The 16,148-nt window shown below is 47.8% G+C and carries 16 protein-coding genes; 11 read left to right on the top strand and 5 right to left on the bottom strand.

Features of this window, described 5'->3' with window-relative positions:
- Positions 1 to 26: 26 nt before the first annotated feature.
- Positions 27 to 872: a uroporphyrinogen-III synthase gene (locus tag ACWGOO_RS12655; protein WP_452483851.1), complete on the top strand. Its 846-nt coding sequence runs from the start codon at positions 27 to 29 to the stop codon at positions 870 to 872.
- A 171-nt stretch (positions 873 to 1,043) separates the two neighbouring features.
- Entirely contained in the window at positions 1,044 to 1,598 is a 555-nt protein-coding gene (locus ACWGOO_RS12650; protein ID WP_452483849.1) for an LOG family protein, read from the top strand.
- A 202-nt stretch (positions 1,599 to 1,800) separates the two neighbouring features.
- Here the strand turns inward: ACWGOO_RS12650 and ACWGOO_RS12645 are convergent, their stop codons facing one another.
- Positions 1,801 to 2,250: an AbrB/MazE/SpoVT family DNA-binding domain-containing protein gene (locus tag ACWGOO_RS12645; protein ID WP_452483847.1), complete on the bottom strand. Its 450-nt coding sequence runs from the start codon at positions 2,248 to 2,250 to the stop codon at positions 1,801 to 1,803.
- Positions 2,251 to 2,674: 424 nt separating this feature from the next.
- Here ACWGOO_RS12645 and ACWGOO_RS12640 point away from each other — a divergent pair, with 424 nt between their 5' ends.
- The 8 genes from ACWGOO_RS12640 (at position 2,675) to ACWGOO_RS12605 (ending at position 10,490) form a co-directional block, all read left to right on the top strand.
- Positions 2,675 to 3,313: a ThuA domain-containing protein gene (locus tag ACWGOO_RS12640; protein ID WP_354450123.1), complete on the top strand. Its 639-nt coding sequence runs from the start codon at positions 2,675 to 2,677 to the stop codon at positions 3,311 to 3,313.
- Positions 3,314 to 3,415: 102 nt separating this feature from the next.
- Positions 3,416 to 3,775, top strand: a complete 360-nt coding sequence (locus tag ACWGOO_RS12635; protein WP_452483844.1) for a phasin family protein — start codon at positions 3,416 to 3,418, stop codon at positions 3,773 to 3,775.
- A gap of 1 nt (position 3,776) precedes the next feature.
- On the top strand, positions 3,777 to 5,447 hold the full coding sequence (locus ACWGOO_RS12630; RefSeq protein ID WP_452484019.1) for an ABC1 kinase family protein: 1,671 nt from the start codon (positions 3,777 to 3,779) through the stop codon (positions 5,445 to 5,447).
- Positions 5,448 to 5,833: 386 nt separating this feature from the next.
- Positions 5,834 to 7,282, top strand: a complete 1,449-nt coding sequence (locus tag ACWGOO_RS12625; protein ID WP_452483842.1) for a SulP family inorganic anion transporter — start codon at positions 5,834 to 5,836, stop codon at positions 7,280 to 7,282.
- A 215-nt stretch (positions 7,283 to 7,497) separates the two neighbouring features.
- Positions 7,498 to 8,163, top strand: a complete 666-nt coding sequence (locus ACWGOO_RS12620) for an amino acid ABC transporter permease (protein WP_452483840.1) — start codon at positions 7,498 to 7,500, stop codon at positions 8,161 to 8,163.
- On the top strand, positions 8,144 to 8,821 hold the full coding sequence (locus ACWGOO_RS12615; protein ID WP_452483838.1) for an amino acid ABC transporter permease: 678 nt from the start codon (positions 8,144 to 8,146) through the stop codon (positions 8,819 to 8,821). Before ACWGOO_RS12620 ends, ACWGOO_RS12615 begins: the two co-directional genes overlap by 20 nt.
- 18 nt (positions 8,822 to 8,839) lie before the next feature.
- Positions 8,840 to 9,595, top strand: coding sequence for an amino acid ABC transporter ATP-binding protein (locus ACWGOO_RS12610; protein ID WP_452483836.1), 756 nt, complete (start codon positions 8,840 to 8,842; stop codon positions 9,593 to 9,595).
- 16 nt (positions 9,596 to 9,611) lie between these two features.
- Entirely contained in the window at positions 9,612 to 10,490 is an 879-nt protein-coding gene (locus ACWGOO_RS12605) for a cysteine ABC transporter substrate-binding protein (RefSeq protein ID WP_452483834.1), read from the top strand.
- 755 nt (positions 10,491 to 11,245) lie between these two features.
- On the opposite strand, the gene ACWGOO_RS12600 is transcribed toward ACWGOO_RS12605, so the two are convergent.
- The 4 genes from ACWGOO_RS12600 to ACWGOO_RS12585 all read right to left on the bottom strand — a co-directional run bounded on the left by ACWGOO_RS12600 (position 11,246) and on the right by ACWGOO_RS12585 (position 14,180).
- Positions 11,246 to 12,076, bottom strand: coding sequence for a MetQ/NlpA family ABC transporter substrate-binding protein (locus ACWGOO_RS12600; RefSeq protein ID WP_452483832.1), 831 nt, complete (start codon positions 12,074 to 12,076; stop codon positions 11,246 to 11,248).
- A gap of 14 nt (positions 12,077 to 12,090) precedes the next feature.
- Positions 12,091 to 12,759, bottom strand: coding sequence for a methionine ABC transporter permease (locus ACWGOO_RS12595; RefSeq protein ID WP_452483830.1), 669 nt, complete (start codon positions 12,757 to 12,759; stop codon positions 12,091 to 12,093).
- Positions 12,752 to 13,777: a methionine ABC transporter ATP-binding protein gene (locus tag ACWGOO_RS12590; RefSeq protein ID WP_452483828.1), complete on the bottom strand. Its 1,026-nt coding sequence runs from the start codon at positions 13,775 to 13,777 to the stop codon at positions 12,752 to 12,754. Before ACWGOO_RS12590 ends, ACWGOO_RS12595 begins: the two co-directional genes overlap by 8 nt.
- Before the next feature lie 94 nt (positions 13,778 to 13,871).
- Positions 13,872 to 14,180 (bottom strand): hypothetical protein, encoded by a 309-nt coding sequence (locus ACWGOO_RS12585; protein ID WP_452484017.1) that lies wholly within the window; start codon positions 14,178 to 14,180, stop codon positions 13,872 to 13,874.
- A gap of 322 nt (positions 14,181 to 14,502) precedes the next feature.
- On the opposite strand from ACWGOO_RS12585, the gene ACWGOO_RS12580 reads away from it, so the two are divergent.
- Positions 14,503 to 16,026: a DEAD/DEAH box helicase gene (locus ACWGOO_RS12580; protein WP_452483826.1), complete on the top strand. Its 1,524-nt coding sequence runs from the start codon at positions 14,503 to 14,505 to the stop codon at positions 16,024 to 16,026.
- The last annotated feature ends 122 nt before the right edge of the window (positions 16,027 to 16,148 follow it).

The raw sequence follows: 16,148 nt of genomic DNA, 5'->3' as shown, positions 1-16,148 counted from the left end.
ACGACTTCTACAAGGGGGGAAACAGGATGGCCCAACGCATGGTAGGCAAGAGAGTCGCCCTTGCCAGTTCCCGTAAAGCAGATGAAATGGCGCTGCTGGTTGCAAAAATGGGAGGCGAGCCAGTGCTGCGTCCGGCTCAGGGCACGGTTTTTCTGGACGATATCGAGCTGCGTAACGCTATTGTATCGTGGGTGAAGCAGCCGCCGGACTGGAACATTTTCACGACAGGCATGGGGCTGGACGCGCTGTTCGATATGGCGGAGGATATGGAAGTAGCAGCACAGATTATGGAGCTGTTGTATTCCTCGAACATTGCAGCGCGGGGCTACAAAACGGTCAATGCACTCAAAAAGCACGGCTTCACGCCCTGTGTACGGGACGAGGACGGAAGCTTGATCGGGTTGACGCAGGCCTTTGCTCCATATGATCTGAAGGGGAAGGAAGTGTTTTTGCAGCTACATGGTGATCCGGCTCCCCGGCTGGTGAAGTGGCTGGACGAGCAAGGCGCCGTTACCCGGCAGGTGCTTCCCTATAAGCATATTCCGCCGGAGGAAGGCAATTTACAAGCATTACTACAGGATATCGTGAACCGCAATGTGGATGCAGTTACGTTCACCAGCGGTCCCCAAATCCGCTTTTTGGCTCAATATGCGAGAGAACAGAAGCAGATGGAAGACGTGCTGGAAGCCTTTCGCCAGGATGTGATTGCTGTGTCGGTAGGCAAGGTAACGGCGCAGTCCATTTTGGAGGAAGGGATTGAGCGGATCGTGTTTCCGGTGGAGGAACGCATGGGTGCAATGATGGTGGAACTGGGAAGATATTTTGAGCATAGCGCTTCGGCGCACGGCTGCGGTCTGGAAATCGTGAACTGAAAACTAACCCAGATCCTTGCGATAAAGGGTAAAATAAAGATAAGGGCCTACAAGGCCTTTATCTTTTTTTGTTGGAATGCATCGACAGAAGTTTTTGTTATAGCGAAAATATGTATTCAATATAATGAAAAAGCCTCGATACGGGATACCAGAACAAGGAGCTGAGATGTTATGAATTCTATTTGTGTATTTGCCGGGTCCAGACCCGGACATTCATCGGTATATCTTCAGGAGGCAGGCAAGCTTGGAGAGGCTATGGCCCGACATCATGTCCGTTTGATCTATGGAGGCTCCAGCAAGGGGCTGATGGGCGAGGTCGCGGATGCGATGCTGGCAGGGGGCGGTCAGGTCACCGGAATTATGCCGACTCTGTTATTCGATGCAGAGATTATTCATCGGGGGGTTACCGAATTTATTGAGGTTGCAAATATGCATGAACGCAAAGGGGCGATGAGTGAAATGGCCGATGCGTTTATTGCCCTTCCGGGTGGCTTGGGAACCTTCGAGGAACTGTTCGAGGTGCTGTGCTGGGCGCAAATTGGTATTCATCGCAAGCCCATCGGGCTGCTGAATGTGAGCGGATATTTTGACCCGTTGGTGGAAATGGTGCGGCATAGTGTGCGGGAGGGCTTTGCCGGGGCTGATCATCCAGCGCTGCTAAGTATCTCTGCGGACCCGGATGAATTGCTGCATATGCTAAAAAATAAGGCGGAGAGCTTGAATTAAAGTGTTTTTCATGCTCGTTCCAAGCTGTATGATATGTCGTTCACCCACGGATACCGGAAGGGAGTGAAGCCTAGTGAACGACTTCGTGTGTACGCCAAAAAGGCCGGGTCCCTTGATGACAAGAGTCCGGCTTTTCTAAACTTAGATAAGATTCAACCTTACATTACACGAAAGCGTATTCATTACATTTTTGGTAATTCGCTCACATGAGCTTTTTCAACTGGGAAATCCTTCCCTGACTCACGCCTAGCATAGAAGCGAGTTGTTTTTGTGAGGAGGCTGGATGCTCTTTCATAAGGTCTCTCATTTTTCCCAAAATAACATCTGTACGCTGATAAGGCTTTTTCATATGCATATTTTGCTTGATTGGAGCCGGATTGGTTTCTGTCGCCGTGACCGGAAGCCAGTCTTCCGTTTTCATCGCGGCTGCACATTCGTCGCAAATAAATTGGTCCTTAAAATAGGTGTTCGTATCAACCGCACCGCAAAATATGCAATGGGTTGATTTGTACTTACGGAGCATGAGTGTCTTGTCTTCAATAAAAAACTCTAATGGATCGCCGATGTCAATCTCCATCGTCATGCGCAATTCTTTAGGGAGCACAATTCGTCCCAAGCTATCCAAGGGTCGGGTCATTCCAGTCCTCTTCATTCACGCAACCTCCCCGGTTTTTAAAATTCATAAAATGTATAAGTAGCAAGACTAACAATTCTATAACCGCAAGCATAAACTTCTTACTAAAAGCGATCCAGCTTTTTTTAGAAAACACATGGACACGCTTTTTTTCTTACGAGTATACCATAAACGGATTAATTCGCCAGCGTTCAAGCATATAAATTTTTGAATATGTTTATTCCGATCGAATATATATGCTATAATCTTCAGCTAAAGGATTTAATAGCCCGCCTGTAGAATTATTATATATGCCGTAGCTCGGACGATGATGGCGGTGTTATGCACAACAGGTGAGGGCTAATTAAAATTTGGGAGCGCCCGACCCACACAAATAAGAACAAATGACACGGGGCATCACCTTTATAGTCCTTATATACAGATCAGGTAAGGAGGATTCATCATGGAAAGAAGAAAAGCATTGTTGTTAGGAGATTATACGTATCCGGAGTTTCACCCGTTACAAGGGGTGGACGGAGAGATTAGCCATATTTTACAGGATTGGATGACGGTACAATGCAGCGAAAATCGTAAAATGCTGCTCAAGGAAAATCTGGCCTCATTTGATTTATGCATCTCGTACTGCGACAGCCGCAAGGAGGTTCTGTCTCCTCAGCAAACAGCAGGGCTGCTATCTTATGTCAGTGGCGGGGGTGGACTGCTCGTGCTACATAACGGAATTACGTTGCAAGGCCGGTATGAAATTGCACAGCTCATCGGGGCGCGCTTTTTGCGGCATCCTGCTGCGGGTCAGTTGTCTTTCAAGGTGACGGAGCCGGACCATCCGATTATGGAGGGGATTGAACCGTTTGAGATTGAGGAGGAGCCGTATCGGTTTGATTTTGATCCGTTTACTGAAAAAACACTGTTGATGGAATACGAACACGAGGGCCAACGGTGGCCAGCAGCTTGGTCGTTGTCCTATGGCTTGGGGCGGGTCGTCTACTTGATGCCTGGACACAATCAGCCAAGCTTCCAGCATGAAGGATATCGTAAGCTGATTCTTCAGGCTGCCAAGTGGGCTGGACGCTTGCCGGGCTAACATAGCTGATGTTGTCAAACTAGGGAGGGGAGCTGCAGACTTTATGCGGCTCCCCTTTTCGGGTTATACTATTAGGTAATTACAGGTAGGGGAGGATATATCATGAGCGATTTGTTCAAAAAAGCCATCTCATTGGGATGGGGCCTCACCATTGTCAGCAAAGAAAAGGTGGAAAAAGCCGTCGAGGATCTTGTGAACCGGGGAGAACTTGCACCCTCGGAATCCAAAGCGCTGGTGGATCGTCTGATCGAACGGGGCGCAGAGGAACAGGGACAATTCAAAACGGTGATCCGCGAGCAGGTTAGCCGCATTTTGCAGGAGCTGGATGTACCTACCGAAAATGATATCGCAAGTATGGAGCAACGTGTGGCATCGCTGGAAAAACAAGTAGCGAAGCTGGAAAAAGAAAAGGCGGCGCTTACGGGTTCGAGCGATGCTGAAGAAGGGAAACGACTGGATTAAAATGGTGGTTCGTATAAAGCACGCCGGTCGTTACCGGGAAATTGCCATGGCGCTGGCTCGTCATGGCTTTGGCTATATGGTGGAGGAAATGGGTCTGTTCCAGCTATTATCGCTGCCCCGTAAGTGGCTAACGAGAGAAACGCCAGAGTCCAAAACGCTGGGCGAACGGATTCGGCTGGTGCTGGAGGATCTGGGGCCTGCGTTCATTAAGCTTGGACAGTTGGCGAGTACGCGCGCAGACCTGTTGCCGGAGCCCATTATCCGTGAGCTGGTCAAGCTTCAGGATCAGGTGCCGCCTTTTTCCCACGAAACAGCACGTGGCATTCTGGAACAGGAGTTGGACACGTCATTGGAGGATATCATGTCCCGTTTTGACGATGTTCCACTGGCTGCTGCTTCCATTGGTCAGGTGCATCTGGGTAAGCTGCACAGTGGAGAACGGGTCGCCATTAAAATCCAACGTCCCGGCGTTAACCGTATCATTCGGCGGGATCTGGATATTTTGCGGGAACTGACGGCAATGGCGGTCAAACGCTGGGAATGGGTGGAACGCTATCAGCTGAGCCAGATGGTGGAGGAACTGGGCAGATCACTTATTCAAGAACTGGATTACAACCATGAAGCCCGCAATACGGAGAAAATATCGCTCCAGTTCGAGCAGGACCCGCATATCCATATTCCGAAAATATATTGGGACCATACCTCTTCACGTGTTTTGACGATGGAGTTTTTGGATGGTACTCATTTGGGCAATCGCGAAGAGTTATTACGTCGTGGATATGATTTAAAAGAGCTTGCGCAGCAACTGGTAAACAGTATGCTGCATCAAATTTTTATTGAAGGCTTTTTTCACGCCGATCCTCATCCGGGAAATTTGCTTGTCCTGAAAAATGGCAATCTTGCTTATTTGGACTTCGGCATGACCGGGCGGCTGAGTGAGGATATGAAGAACCATCTGGCCTCGCTCATTATCGCGCTGATGCGCAAAAATACCGATGCCATGGTTCGGGCTATCGAACGGCTGGGGCTGGTTGATCCAGATACCGATATGAACGCGCTGCGTGCCGATCTGGATAAAATGCGCGAAGATTACTCGGACGTTCCATTCTCGCAGGTCAGCATCGGGGATGCCCTGAACGACCTGTTCGGCGCAGCACAGCGGCACCGGATCGGCCTGCCTTCAGACGTCTTGCTGCTCGGCAAGTCGCTGCTGACGCTGGAAGGGGTCGTTGAGCATCTCGACCCTGATCTCAGCATTTTTGCTCTGGCGGAGCCTTTTGGTAACAAGCTGCTAAAGGAGCGCTTTAGCAGCCGTCGTATCCGGGGCAAGCTGCTGGGCGGTGCGACCGAGCTGGTCGAGACGCTGATGGAGCTGCCGGGGCAGGCGAGGCATTTAGCTTCGATTATCAGCAAAGGCAAGCTCAAGCTGGAGGTCACCGTGCCGGAGTTGGACATGCTTCTGCGCAGGCTGGATCAAATCAGCAATCGCCTGTCGTTCAGCATCGTTCTGCTGGCGTTCAGCATCATTATGGTCGGCCTGATTATCGCTTCATCGCTGAATCATCAGACGACCATGCTGTGGAATGTGCCTGCGATTGAAATTGGCTTTGTCGTCGCTCTCTTAATGGTTGCCTTTTTGCTGTATTCTATTTTTAAATCAGGAAGATTTTAGATACCGATCGGAAAGGATGAGCCATGCTGACTTTGAGAGCATGCTCCAGCATAGCTCTGACGCGGATATTCCTGACTCCCTAATGGGGCTTACACAGGAATTACGAAAATTTTAAATATAAGAAAACGAATCAAATGAAGAAAACGGTCGATATATCAAGAGAACGAATGGTTTCTTTCTGTAAACAGCCTCTTACCTGACTCGTTTCTGCGAACCCCTTACGTTATAATGATGGACTGAATGTAACGGGCGGGTTCGTGTGAGAGAAACGAACGGAATCATAGGAGAGCCTATGCGATTGGCCGCTGGACGGAGGCTCGGAACGACACCGGGCTGCGGGTCAACACGCTGTTCTCCGTTAATATAGGAGGCTGAAACGAGACTGTATGAATCTTAGACAACAATGGTTCGGTAACATCCGGGCTGATATACTTGCAGGCATGACCGTGGCGCTGGCGCTGATCCCGGAGGCGATTAACTTCTCGATCATTGCGGGTGTCAATCCGATGGTCGGACTGTACGCCTCCATTTCAATGGCTATTGTCATTTCTTTTGCAGGCGGGCGTCCGGCGATGATCTCGGCAGCAACCGGGGCTGTAGCGGTGGTGGTCGTGGGTTTGGTGAAGGATCATGGCGTGGAATATCTGTTTGCGGCTACTATTTTAGCAGGTATTATTCAGGTGCTGCTGGGTGTTTTGAAAATAGGGCGCTTTATAAGCTTTATTTCGCAGCCGGTCATGACCGGGTTTGTGAATGCGCTGGCGATTCTCGTCTTTATTGCGCAGCTCACCCACTTTCACGGAGCCAATTGGGTCATGTACGCGATGGTAGCGGGTACGCTACTCATTGTGTATATTTTGCCGAAGTTTGTGAAAAGCATTCCCGCTCCATTGACGGCAATCGTCATCATGACGATCATCACGTGTGCGTTCGGGTTAAATGTCAAAACCGTAGGCGATATCGGTACGCTGACTAGCTCACTGCCCTCATTCCATTTGCCGCAAATTGAGTGGTCGTTGCATACTTTGTGGATCTTGCTGCCGTATTCCTTTACGATGGCGCTGGTTGGACTGCTGGAATCGCTGCTGACAGCCAGTATTTTGGATGAAATGACCGAAACGAAAAGCAATAAAAACCGTGAAGCCCGTGGGCAAGGAATTGCCAACTTTGTAAATGGTTTTTTCGGCGGTATGGGGGGGTGTGCCATGATTGGACAATCCGTTATTAATGTTAGCTCGGGAGGCAGAGGGCGTTTGTCCACTTTCACGGCAGGGGTGTTTCTGGCCTTTCTGCTGCTGGTGCTCGGCGGGGTTGTGAAGGAAGTACCGATGGGCGCACTGGTGGGAGTCATGTTCATGGTGTGTATCGGGACAGTGGACTGGAATTCACTCCGCAATATCGCTAAGGTTCCCAAGGCGGACACATTTATCATGGTTACGACGGTCGTCATTGTGGTGGCTACGCATGATTTGTCCAAGGGTGTAATTGTGGGCGTGCTGCTGAGTGCCTTGCATTTTGGCTGGAAAATGGCTAAAATCCGCATCAGCGCGACAGAGGACAACGATGAAAAGGTGTACCATGTTAGAGGTCCGATGTTTTTCGCTTCGACGACTCATTTTGTCGACCATTTTGATCCTTCGGATGATCCGAAGCGCGTTGTGGTGGATTTCAGCCAATCGCATATTTGGGATGATTCTGCGGTAACTGCTATTGGGAAGGTGCTGCAAAAGTACACGAAGTCCGGTAAATTGATTACCCTGCGGGGACTGAACGAGGAAAGCCGCTTGATTGTGGAAAAGCTCGGCGTTCCTATAGTTACGGAGCCGCTGGTGTGATAATCGCATAGAATAAATCAAAGCCTGGAATAGGATTTAGCCATTTCAGGCTTTTTTGTATGCATTCTGAAATAAAACAAAGGTTTCCTTCCTGAATAGATAAATATGACAAATTTTCGTCAAAGCATTGACGTAATAATTGCGCTGGAATACAATCAATATTATTAAACTTACAAAATACATAGGATTAATTGAAAATCGAAAGGTATGTACATATGAATTTAGACTGGGAGTTTATCGTAGAGAGCTTGCCGCTGTATGGCGAGGCGATGTGGCTTACACTGAAGATTGCTTTTTGGGCCATTCTCTTTTCGCTGATCGTCGGTTTGCTGTGCAGTATCGTGTTGTATTACAAAGTGAAAGGTATCAGTGGCATTATTGTGGCGTATATCGAGCTTTCCCGAAATACACCGCTGCTGGTACAGTTGTATTTTCTGTACTATGGGTTCACAAAAATCGGTCTGCATATGAGCGAAATGACGTGCGCCATCGTTGGTATGACCTTTTTGGGCGGAGGGTATATGGCAGAGGCCTTCCGTGGCGGGATTGAAGCGGTGAGTAAAACTCAGACGGAATCCGGGCTTAGTCTGGGATTGTCCAAGGTGCAACTGGCGCGATATGTTATTTTGCCACAGGCCTTTACTATCAGTGTTCCATCGTTAGGTGCGAATGCGATTTTTCTGCTCAAAGAAACCTCTATTGTTGGCGCCATTGCATTGCTAGATATTATGAATGTGGCAAAAGATCTGATCGGCATGTACTATAAAACGGCGGAATCGCTGATTCTGCTGGTGCTGGCTTATCTCATCCTGCTTTTGCCTTTGTCGATGCTGCTGACATGGGTGGAAAGGAAGGTGCGATATGCAGAATTCGGGGATTAATGTGCTTTTTGAAGGTTCCAATTTTGAGCGTCTGTTAGGTGGATTACTCGTTACGATGGAAATTGCATTTATTTCGATTGTGATCGGCACAGTGCTGGGCATCGTGATGGGGCTATTGCGCACTTTAAAGTCGGGACCGACTCGATTTGTATTACGGCTTTATCTGGAGACGTTTCGCATTATTCCGATTTTGGTTTGGCTGTATGTCGTGTACTTCGGCTTAACGCCTTTGCTGAATGTGAACATTAGCGGGGAGCTGACAGCAATTATCGTGTTTAGCTTATGGGGGGCGGCGGAGATCGGTGACATCGTTCGTGGTGCGCTCGAATCGTTGCCCAAACATCAGGTGGAATCCGGGCAAGCGCTCGGTCTGACGTATGGACAGTTGTACCGTCATGTGCTCATTCCTCAGGCGGTGCGCCGAATGCTGCCGGGTTCTATTAATTTGGCGACACGGATGATCAAAACAACGTCATTGGTGGTGCTGATTGGCGTGGTAGAGGTGGTAAAGGTCGGACAACAGATTATTGAGCTTGGCGTGATTAAAGCGCCGGCGGCATCCTTTTGGGTGTACGGCTTTATTTTTATACTCTATTTTCTCGTATGTTATCCGTTGTCCAGACTTTCCAAAAGATTCGAACGCAGATGGAAAAATTAGCAGGATGGGGTGGGCGTAATGGCAGAGGCTGTGGAGATTTTGCTGGAGATTCGAGGGCTGGACAAAAGCTTCGGTGATCGAAAGGTACTCCAACAGATTGATCTGGAGGTAACGAAGGGGGAGGTCGTGGTTGTTCTTGGCCCTTCGGGCTGCGGAAAAAGCACACTTCTGCGATGCCTCAATGGTCTGGAGCCAGTCCAAGGCGGAGAAATCCGATATAGAGGGCAGGATCTTACGGACAAAAAGGTGAATTGGCGGGAGATACGGCAGCATATCGGGATGGTATTCCAGAACTATGAGCTGTTTCCCCATATGACCGTTTTGGACAATATATTGCTAGGCCCGCTTAAAGTGCAGCGGAGAAACAAGCAGGAAGTGCTCAAGCAAGCGGAACAATTATTGGAACGGGTCGGTCTATTGGATCGCAAAGATGCGTATCCGAGAGAGTTATCAGGCGGACAAAAGCAGCGGATTGCCATTGTACGCGCACTGTGTATGAACCCTGAAATCATGCTTTTTGACGAAGTGACAGCATCCTTGGACCCGGAAATGGTCAGGGAGGTACTGGATGTGATGCGAGAGCTGGCACGACAGGGGATGACGATGATTATCGTGACGCATGAGATGGGATTCGCCAAGTCGGTGGGGGACCGCATCGTTTTTATGGATCAAGGACAAATATGCGAAATGACTACGCCACAGCAATTTTTCACCCAACCGGAAACAGAGCGTGCCCAGCACTTTCTGGATATATTTCAGTACGAAACGATATAAACAGGGGGATAATACGATGAAAAAAGGGTTGAAGTTAACGGCGTTGTTGCTGGCTGTAGGCTTGTTGCTTATTGGAATGACGGGTTGTGCGGGAGCAGGCGGCAATGCCAACGGCAGTTCAGGCTCGGCAAAATTTTCCTCGATTGAGGACATTAAAAAGAACGGCAAAATTCGAATTGGTGTATTCGCGGATAAGCCACCTTTTGGCTACGTGGATTCGGAAGGGAAAAATCAGGGCTTTGACGTGTATATTGCGAAACGATTTGCCAAGGACCTTTTGGGTGATGAGTCCAAAGTAGAATTCGTTTTGGTGGATGCCGCCAGCCGGGTCGCTTATTTGCAATCCAACAAGGTGGACATCATCATGGCTAACTTTACCGTGACGGACGAACGCAAAGAAAAGGTCGATTTTGCTAATCCATACATGAAATTATCCTTTGGTATTGTATCACCTAACAGCGCTCCGATCACCACGATTGATCAATTGAAGAACTCGGATCAGAAGCTGATTGTCGCAAAAGGAACGACGGCTGAGACCTATTTTACGAAAAATTATCCTGACATTAAGCTGCTCAAATTCGATCAGTACACAGAAATTTTCTCAGCTCTCAAAGACAAGCGCGGCGCTGCCATCGCTAACGATAATACAGAGCTGATCGCTTGGGCGAAAGCCAATCCCGGCTTCACTGTAACCATTCCCGCCTTTGGCGGTCAGGACACGATTGCTCCTGCGGTAGCGAAGGGGAATAAAGAGCTAGCGGACTGGATCAACAATGAGCTGAATACGCTGGGTAAGGAAAACTTTGTTCATCAAGCCTACAAGAACACACTGACCTCCGTTTATGGAGAAGGCTTCACAGACCAATTGGTCGTAGAAGGCGGCAAAGTGAACTAATTATTGTAAGGTTGGGTAAAGAGCACTCGACACGTTTATACAATCATTTTAAAATGTAATTAAGTTATAAATGTCGTAAATCTATATATTTGCATAATGAATTCCTTTAAAGCAAAAAGACTCAGACTTCCAAGTGTTGGGTCTTTTTGCTTTCAACGTTACAAATAATTATGTTTACGTTTCTGTACTTGAGACAGACTAATTGTAATGATAGCAAGGTTACTGGCTGATTTTGTCATATGAAATCTCAAATCATGTTCAAGTGTCAAACTAAATTTATTCTCATGGTGCGTTACCTTTACATTGAATGAATAAAGAGTTCCATTAATTTCTATTTCTTCTTGTATGGTTTCTGATAACCTTGTTATCCTTCCCATATGTAGCGGGAATTTTTCGAATTGTTCTGGTGCTCCATAAACAGTAAAGTCATGATCAAAAATATTGCTCGTGGCTTCTTGGTTTGGATTGTAAGTTAAACTTGAGAGGCATGTACAACGTGAAGACATAGATGTGATTACAGAGATGGTCGAACGATTGCGCAACATGGATGCATTAAGTTTTCTTATAGACGAATTGTTATGGAACACATGTCGGGAAGATATAGACTTTGATTTATATAATGTAACACAGAAGCGTAAAAGGGTGAAATAAACTCCACCATACGCAAGGTACATAGTTACTTCCCCAAATGTCTTGCATACTTGTACAATCCAGAAAATATAAAAAAACCGCACCCTTTTGGATGCGGTTAGCCATTAATTGTCTACAGGAATTACTGCACCTTTGTAGGTTGTGTTAATGAAATCTTGAACTTCCTTGGAGTGAAGAGCCTCCACTAATGCTTTAATTTTATCCAGTTTCTCATCGCCTTCACGAACCGTAATAATATTGGCAAACGGGTTGTTTTCTTTAGATTCGACTGCAATCGGGTCCTTAACCGGGTCCAGGCCTGCATCAATAGCGTAATTTGCATTAATAACGACAGCGTCACCTTCATTGTTTTTGAACACTTGTGGTAACAATCCGCGTTCTACATCTGCCTTGAAAGTCAAGTTTTTAGGATTATCCGTAATATCCGATATTCTTGCAGTTACTGCATCGACTCCAGATTTTAATTTAATCACGCCTTCCCTCTGGAAAATAGAGAGGATACGCCCTTGCTCAGCTACCGCGTCACCCAGAATTACGAGGCCGTTTTGAGGAAGGTCTTTTAAGCTTTTATATTTCTGGGAGTAGATGCCGATGGGTTCAATATGAATTCCGCCAGCGTTGACAAATTTATAATCCTTATGCTCTTCCAGTACAGTGTTCAAATAAGGTACGTGTTGAAAATAGTTCGCATCAATTTCTTTGTTTGCCAATGCCGTGTTAGGCAGTATGTAGTCCTGAAATACTTTAATCTCAAGATCATATCCTTTTTCTTTCAGAAGGGGCTTGGCAGCTTCCAGAATTTTGGAATGAGGAATGTTAGATGCGCCGACCACAATTTTCTTATTATTATCCTCGGAAGAACTGTTTTTTCCGCAAGCAGTTACTAATAAAACTACAGCTATTAAAGCAGTTAAAGTTGTAATTATTTTTTTCATAAAAGATTTCCCCCTTAACGTTTATCAATTTTGTTTATAATGAAATCACCAATAAATTGGATGATAAATACAATGACCAGGATAAGCACGGTTGCCACAAAAGTTACGTCATTATGGCTCCGCTGAAATCCTTCAAGATAAGCCAGATTTCCTAAGCCACCGGCACCGATTGCGCCTGCCATGGCGGTGTAGCCGACCAGAGCGATCGTTGTCACGGCGAGACCCGATATTAAAGCGGGCAGCGATTCGGGGATAAGCACCTTCAAAATGAGCATGCTCGTTTTAGCTCCCATGGATCTGGCTGCTTCAATAACGCCCTTGTCGATTTCACGAAGTCCGATTTCAACCATGCGGGCATAAAAAGGTGCTGCACCAATAATTAAAGCGGGCAAAGCCGCGTCGGCTCCAAGCATTGTTCCGACTACCACTTTCGTAAACGGGATGAGAAGGACAATCAGTATAATGAACGGAATGGAACGAAATATATTGACGAATACTGAAATAAATGAGTACAACGACTTGTTTTCCCACAGTTGGCCTTTTGAAGTTAGGAATAACAAGAGCCCGATGGAGAGACCGAAAAAAAATGTTGCTACACCGGCAATGCCTGTCATATACAGGGTCTGTCCCGTTGCCTCAACGACTGATTCGGGAGTGACATTCGGAAATAATTGCTCAAGCATACGTCATTACCTCCACTTTTACTCCCTGTTCATGGATATAAGCAATGACTTTACTGATCTCGTCTTCTTGTCCATCGATGTGAACAAACAAGGTTCCGTAAGCTCCTGCCTGTGTATAGGAAATCTTTCCCTGAAATATGTTAACTGTCACACTAAAATGGCTCTGAATTTTCGAAATTAAAGGCTGCTCTGCTTTGCCTCCAACAAACGTTAGCTGGACAATTTGCCCGCTCGGATTGGTTTCCTGCAATTGCTTGATGGCTTCAAACGTTTCCTCAGGCTCTGAAAGCTGCCGTACGAAACGTTTTGTAACTTGTTGCTGCGGGTTTCTGAATACGTCTAGGACATTTCCTTCTTCCACTATGGAGCCTTTCTCCATAACGGCAACCCGGTGGCATATTTTACGAATAACATGCATTTCATGGGTAATAAGCAATATCGTTAATCCAAACTTCTTATTAATATCCACCAGCAGATCTAAGATGGAATCGGTTGTTTGCGGATCAAGCGCCGAGGTCGCTTCGTCACACAGCAACACTTTCGGATTATTGGCAAGAGCCCTCGCTATTCCGACCCGCTGTTTTTGCCCGCCGCTTAGTTGGGAAGGATAAGCTTCTTCTCGCCCTTCTAACCCGACAAGTTTGATTAACTCATCCACACGGGCTAGCCGCCTGGATTTGGAGAAACCCGCTACTTCCAGCGGGAACGAAATATTTTCACGAACCGTACGGGACCAAAGTAAATTAAAGTGTTGAAAAATCATACTGATCTCCTGCCTTGCTTTACGGAGCTGCGGGCCTTTGATCTGTCCCATGTTATTACCTGCAATCTCTACCATTCCTTGCGTAGGGGTTTCCAGTCCGTTCAATAAACGGATTAATGTGCTCTTGCCCGCTCCGCTGTAGCCAATAATCCCGTATACTTCACCTTGTTGTATTGAAAAATTCACCTTATGGACAGCTGTTACTTTTCCATTCTTGGCATCATAGATTTTAGATACATCCATTAATTTTATCAATTTTATCCACCTTATTTAATGAAGATTATAATAAACGATTAGTTTGCGCAATACTAAATACAACAATTCTAATGTGATTTATATGAATTAGAATTTACCACTTCATTTTAGTTTCGTCAATGATCTTTCCAAACTCGTTATCGAATGTGTTAATGTGCTCTGCGGTCAGCGCGTGTTGCTGTATCTCTAAAAAAGTAAAGTTCACCGCGTAACGGGGTAACGTTGCCGTTGAAGACGTGGAAAGCGAAGGCTGTTCAGCCGAAGGGGTCAGATCGGGTGATTTGGGTGTCAGTTTGGTAGCGGGTGATAGTTCAATCGTTAATAATATCTGGTCTTTTGTGATATCTGTTGCTGTATTTTGGTCATAATGAAAGGGAGGGAAATATCCGAGCTTTCCACGAATTACTACTTCTTCTGTTCATAATAAATGGCATGGCAACTAAATTCACCTTTTGCATCCGTTCATTAAAATGGTTTGGAAACCCGTTCATATTCGCGTATACTAGGAAAGTCATATATGGAACGGCCTGAGCCGCATTGCGGCCGTATGTTTTGGTTACATGAACAGAATCAACGATAACGGTTAAGCTCCCTTCCTGAAAAGGGTTGAATGAGAACCGATACAAAAATGGGAATTCTGAACTATGGAACGATGGATGTCATATGGCACATGAACCTATTTTACGTGACACATATTGAATACAGATAAGGGAAGTGAATATCACTTGAAGAATTTTGCAGCATTAGGCGTAGAGCAGCATTGGGTAGACGCCTTGAAAGAGCAGGGAATTACAGTACCAACACCTGTACAGCAGGAATCCATTCCGCTGTTGATGGAAGGTCAGGACGTTATTGCCGAGGCGCATACGGGAACGGGTAAAACGCTTGCGTTTTTACTGCCGATTTTGCAAAAAATGAATCTGGACAAGCGCCATCCGCAGGCGCTTGTGATTGCTCCAACGCGTGAGCTGGCGCTCCAGATTACACAGGAAGCGAACTTATTGGCGGCTACGGAGCCAAGCTTGTCGTTGCTGGCTGTTTACGGAGGACAGGATGTAGAGCGTCAGCTTCGCAAGCTGAAGGGCGGCGCACAGTTGATTATCGGTACACCCGGACGACTGCTGGATCACCTGAGACGCGGCACGCTGGATCTGAGCGGTGTTAAAATGCTGGTGCTGGATGAAGCCGACCAAATGCTGCACATGGGCTTTCTGAACGACGTAGAGACGATTCTTCAGGAAGTTCCGTACCGGAGGCAGACGATGCTGTTCTCTGCTACGATGCCAGCAGGTATCCGCAAATTGGCTCGTGTATATATGAACGAACCCGTGGATGTAAAAGTGAAGTCTGCTTCTTCCGTTCCGGTGAGCCAAATCCGTCAGGTCGTTGTACAGACGACGGATCGGGGCAAGCAGCAAGCGTTAGTGGATATGCTGAATGCGGATCGTCCGTATTTGGCTGTTATTTTCTGCCGTACGAAGCGCCGTGCTGCTGCGTTAAATGAGCAGTTGCAAGAAATGGGCTTCGAGAGCGGCGAGCTTCACGGGGATTTGTCCCAGAACAAGCGTGAGCAAGTGATGAAGGCGTTCCGTGAAGCGAAGCTTCAATTGCTTGTAGCGACCGATGTAGCCGCACGCGGCCTGGACGTGGAAGGCGTAACGCATGTCTTCAACTATGACATGCCGCAGGATGCCGAAAGCTACATTCACCGCATCGGGCGTACTGGCCGTGCCGGAGGTAAAGGTGTGGCGGTAACGCTCGCCACGCCACGGGATGTTCCAGAGCTTCGGAACATCCAGAAGGTTGCTGGTGTCACATTCACCAGCAGCGAGGGCGGCGGGCAGCGTAGACCTGCTGCCAGTACGGCTGAGCGGCAGGATGGAGAACGCCGCTCAGGCAGAAACGACCGCCGTTCCTTCGGCGGCAACGGTTCCGGCGGCGGACGCCGGGGCAGCGGCCGCGAACAGGCCGGCCGTCGTGACGGCGCAGGCCGTGGCCGCACCGAGCGGGAACAGCCGCGCGAAGGGCGCGCAGCTTCCGCAGGCGGCGAACGTCGCTCCAGCCGCAGCAGCGACGGTTCCACGCGCGGAGGCCAAGGTCGCTCCGCAGGGCAAAGCAGCGAGCGCGGCGGGTATGACCGCAACAGCGGCGGTTCCGCGCGCGGAGGACAAGGTGGTCGCGGTGGACAGGCCAAAGGCGGACCGCGCGGGGCTCAAGGACAGGGAGGCCGTCGCGGACGGTCCAGATAAAGCAAGAGTGTTCTCATAGAACGCTCAGCTATGGTTATGATAATAGCCCCGGAGAGGCTCATCTTCCGGGGCTATTCTAATCTCCACCCATGCCGCCGATGCGGTAGCATCATATGATGAAA

This window comes from Paenibacillus sp. NPDC055715 (assembly GCF_053617595.1).
Note: the sequence above shows the minus strand (reverse complement) of the source record. Positions and strands in the feature narration are given on the sequence as shown.

Excerpts from the sequence above, each read along its gene's own strand:
- ACWGOO_RS12655 (WP_452483851.1), top strand. The coding sequence starts at position 27 with ATGGCCCAACGCATGGTAGGCAAGAGAGTCGCCCTTGCCAGTTCCCGT.
- ACWGOO_RS12650 (WP_452483849.1), top strand. The coding sequence starts at position 1,044 with ATGAATTCTATTTGTGTATTTGCCGGGTCCAGACCCGGACATTCATCG.
- ACWGOO_RS12645 (WP_452483847.1), bottom strand. The coding sequence starts at position 2,250 with ATGAAGAGGACTGGAATGACCCGACCCTTGGATAGCTTGGGACGAATT.
- ACWGOO_RS12640 (WP_354450123.1), top strand. The coding sequence starts at position 2,675 with ATGGAAAGAAGAAAAGCATTGTTGTTAGGAGATTATACGTATCCGGAG.
- ACWGOO_RS12635 (WP_452483844.1), top strand. The coding sequence starts at position 3,416 with ATGAGCGATTTGTTCAAAAAAGCCATCTCATTGGGATGGGGCCTCACC.
- ACWGOO_RS12630 (WP_452484019.1), top strand. The coding sequence starts at position 3,777 with ATGGTGGTTCGTATAAAGCACGCCGGTCGTTACCGGGAAATTGCCATG.
- ACWGOO_RS12625 (WP_452483842.1), top strand. The coding sequence starts at position 5,834 with ATGAATCTTAGACAACAATGGTTCGGTAACATCCGGGCTGATATACTT.
- ACWGOO_RS12620 (WP_452483840.1), top strand. The coding sequence starts at position 7,498 with ATGAATTTAGACTGGGAGTTTATCGTAGAGAGCTTGCCGCTGTATGGC.
- ACWGOO_RS12615 (WP_452483838.1), top strand. The coding sequence starts at position 8,144 with ATGCAGAATTCGGGGATTAATGTGCTTTTTGAAGGTTCCAATTTTGAG.
- ACWGOO_RS12610 (WP_452483836.1), top strand. The coding sequence starts at position 8,840 with ATGGCAGAGGCTGTGGAGATTTTGCTGGAGATTCGAGGGCTGGACAAA.
- ACWGOO_RS12605 (WP_452483834.1), top strand. The coding sequence starts at position 9,612 with ATGAAAAAAGGGTTGAAGTTAACGGCGTTGTTGCTGGCTGTAGGCTTG.
- ACWGOO_RS12600 (WP_452483832.1), bottom strand. The coding sequence starts at position 12,076 with ATGAAAAAAATAATTACAACTTTAACTGCTTTAATAGCTGTAGTTTTA.
- ACWGOO_RS12595 (WP_452483830.1), bottom strand. The coding sequence starts at position 12,759 with ATGCTTGAGCAATTATTTCCGAATGTCACTCCCGAATCAGTCGTTGAG.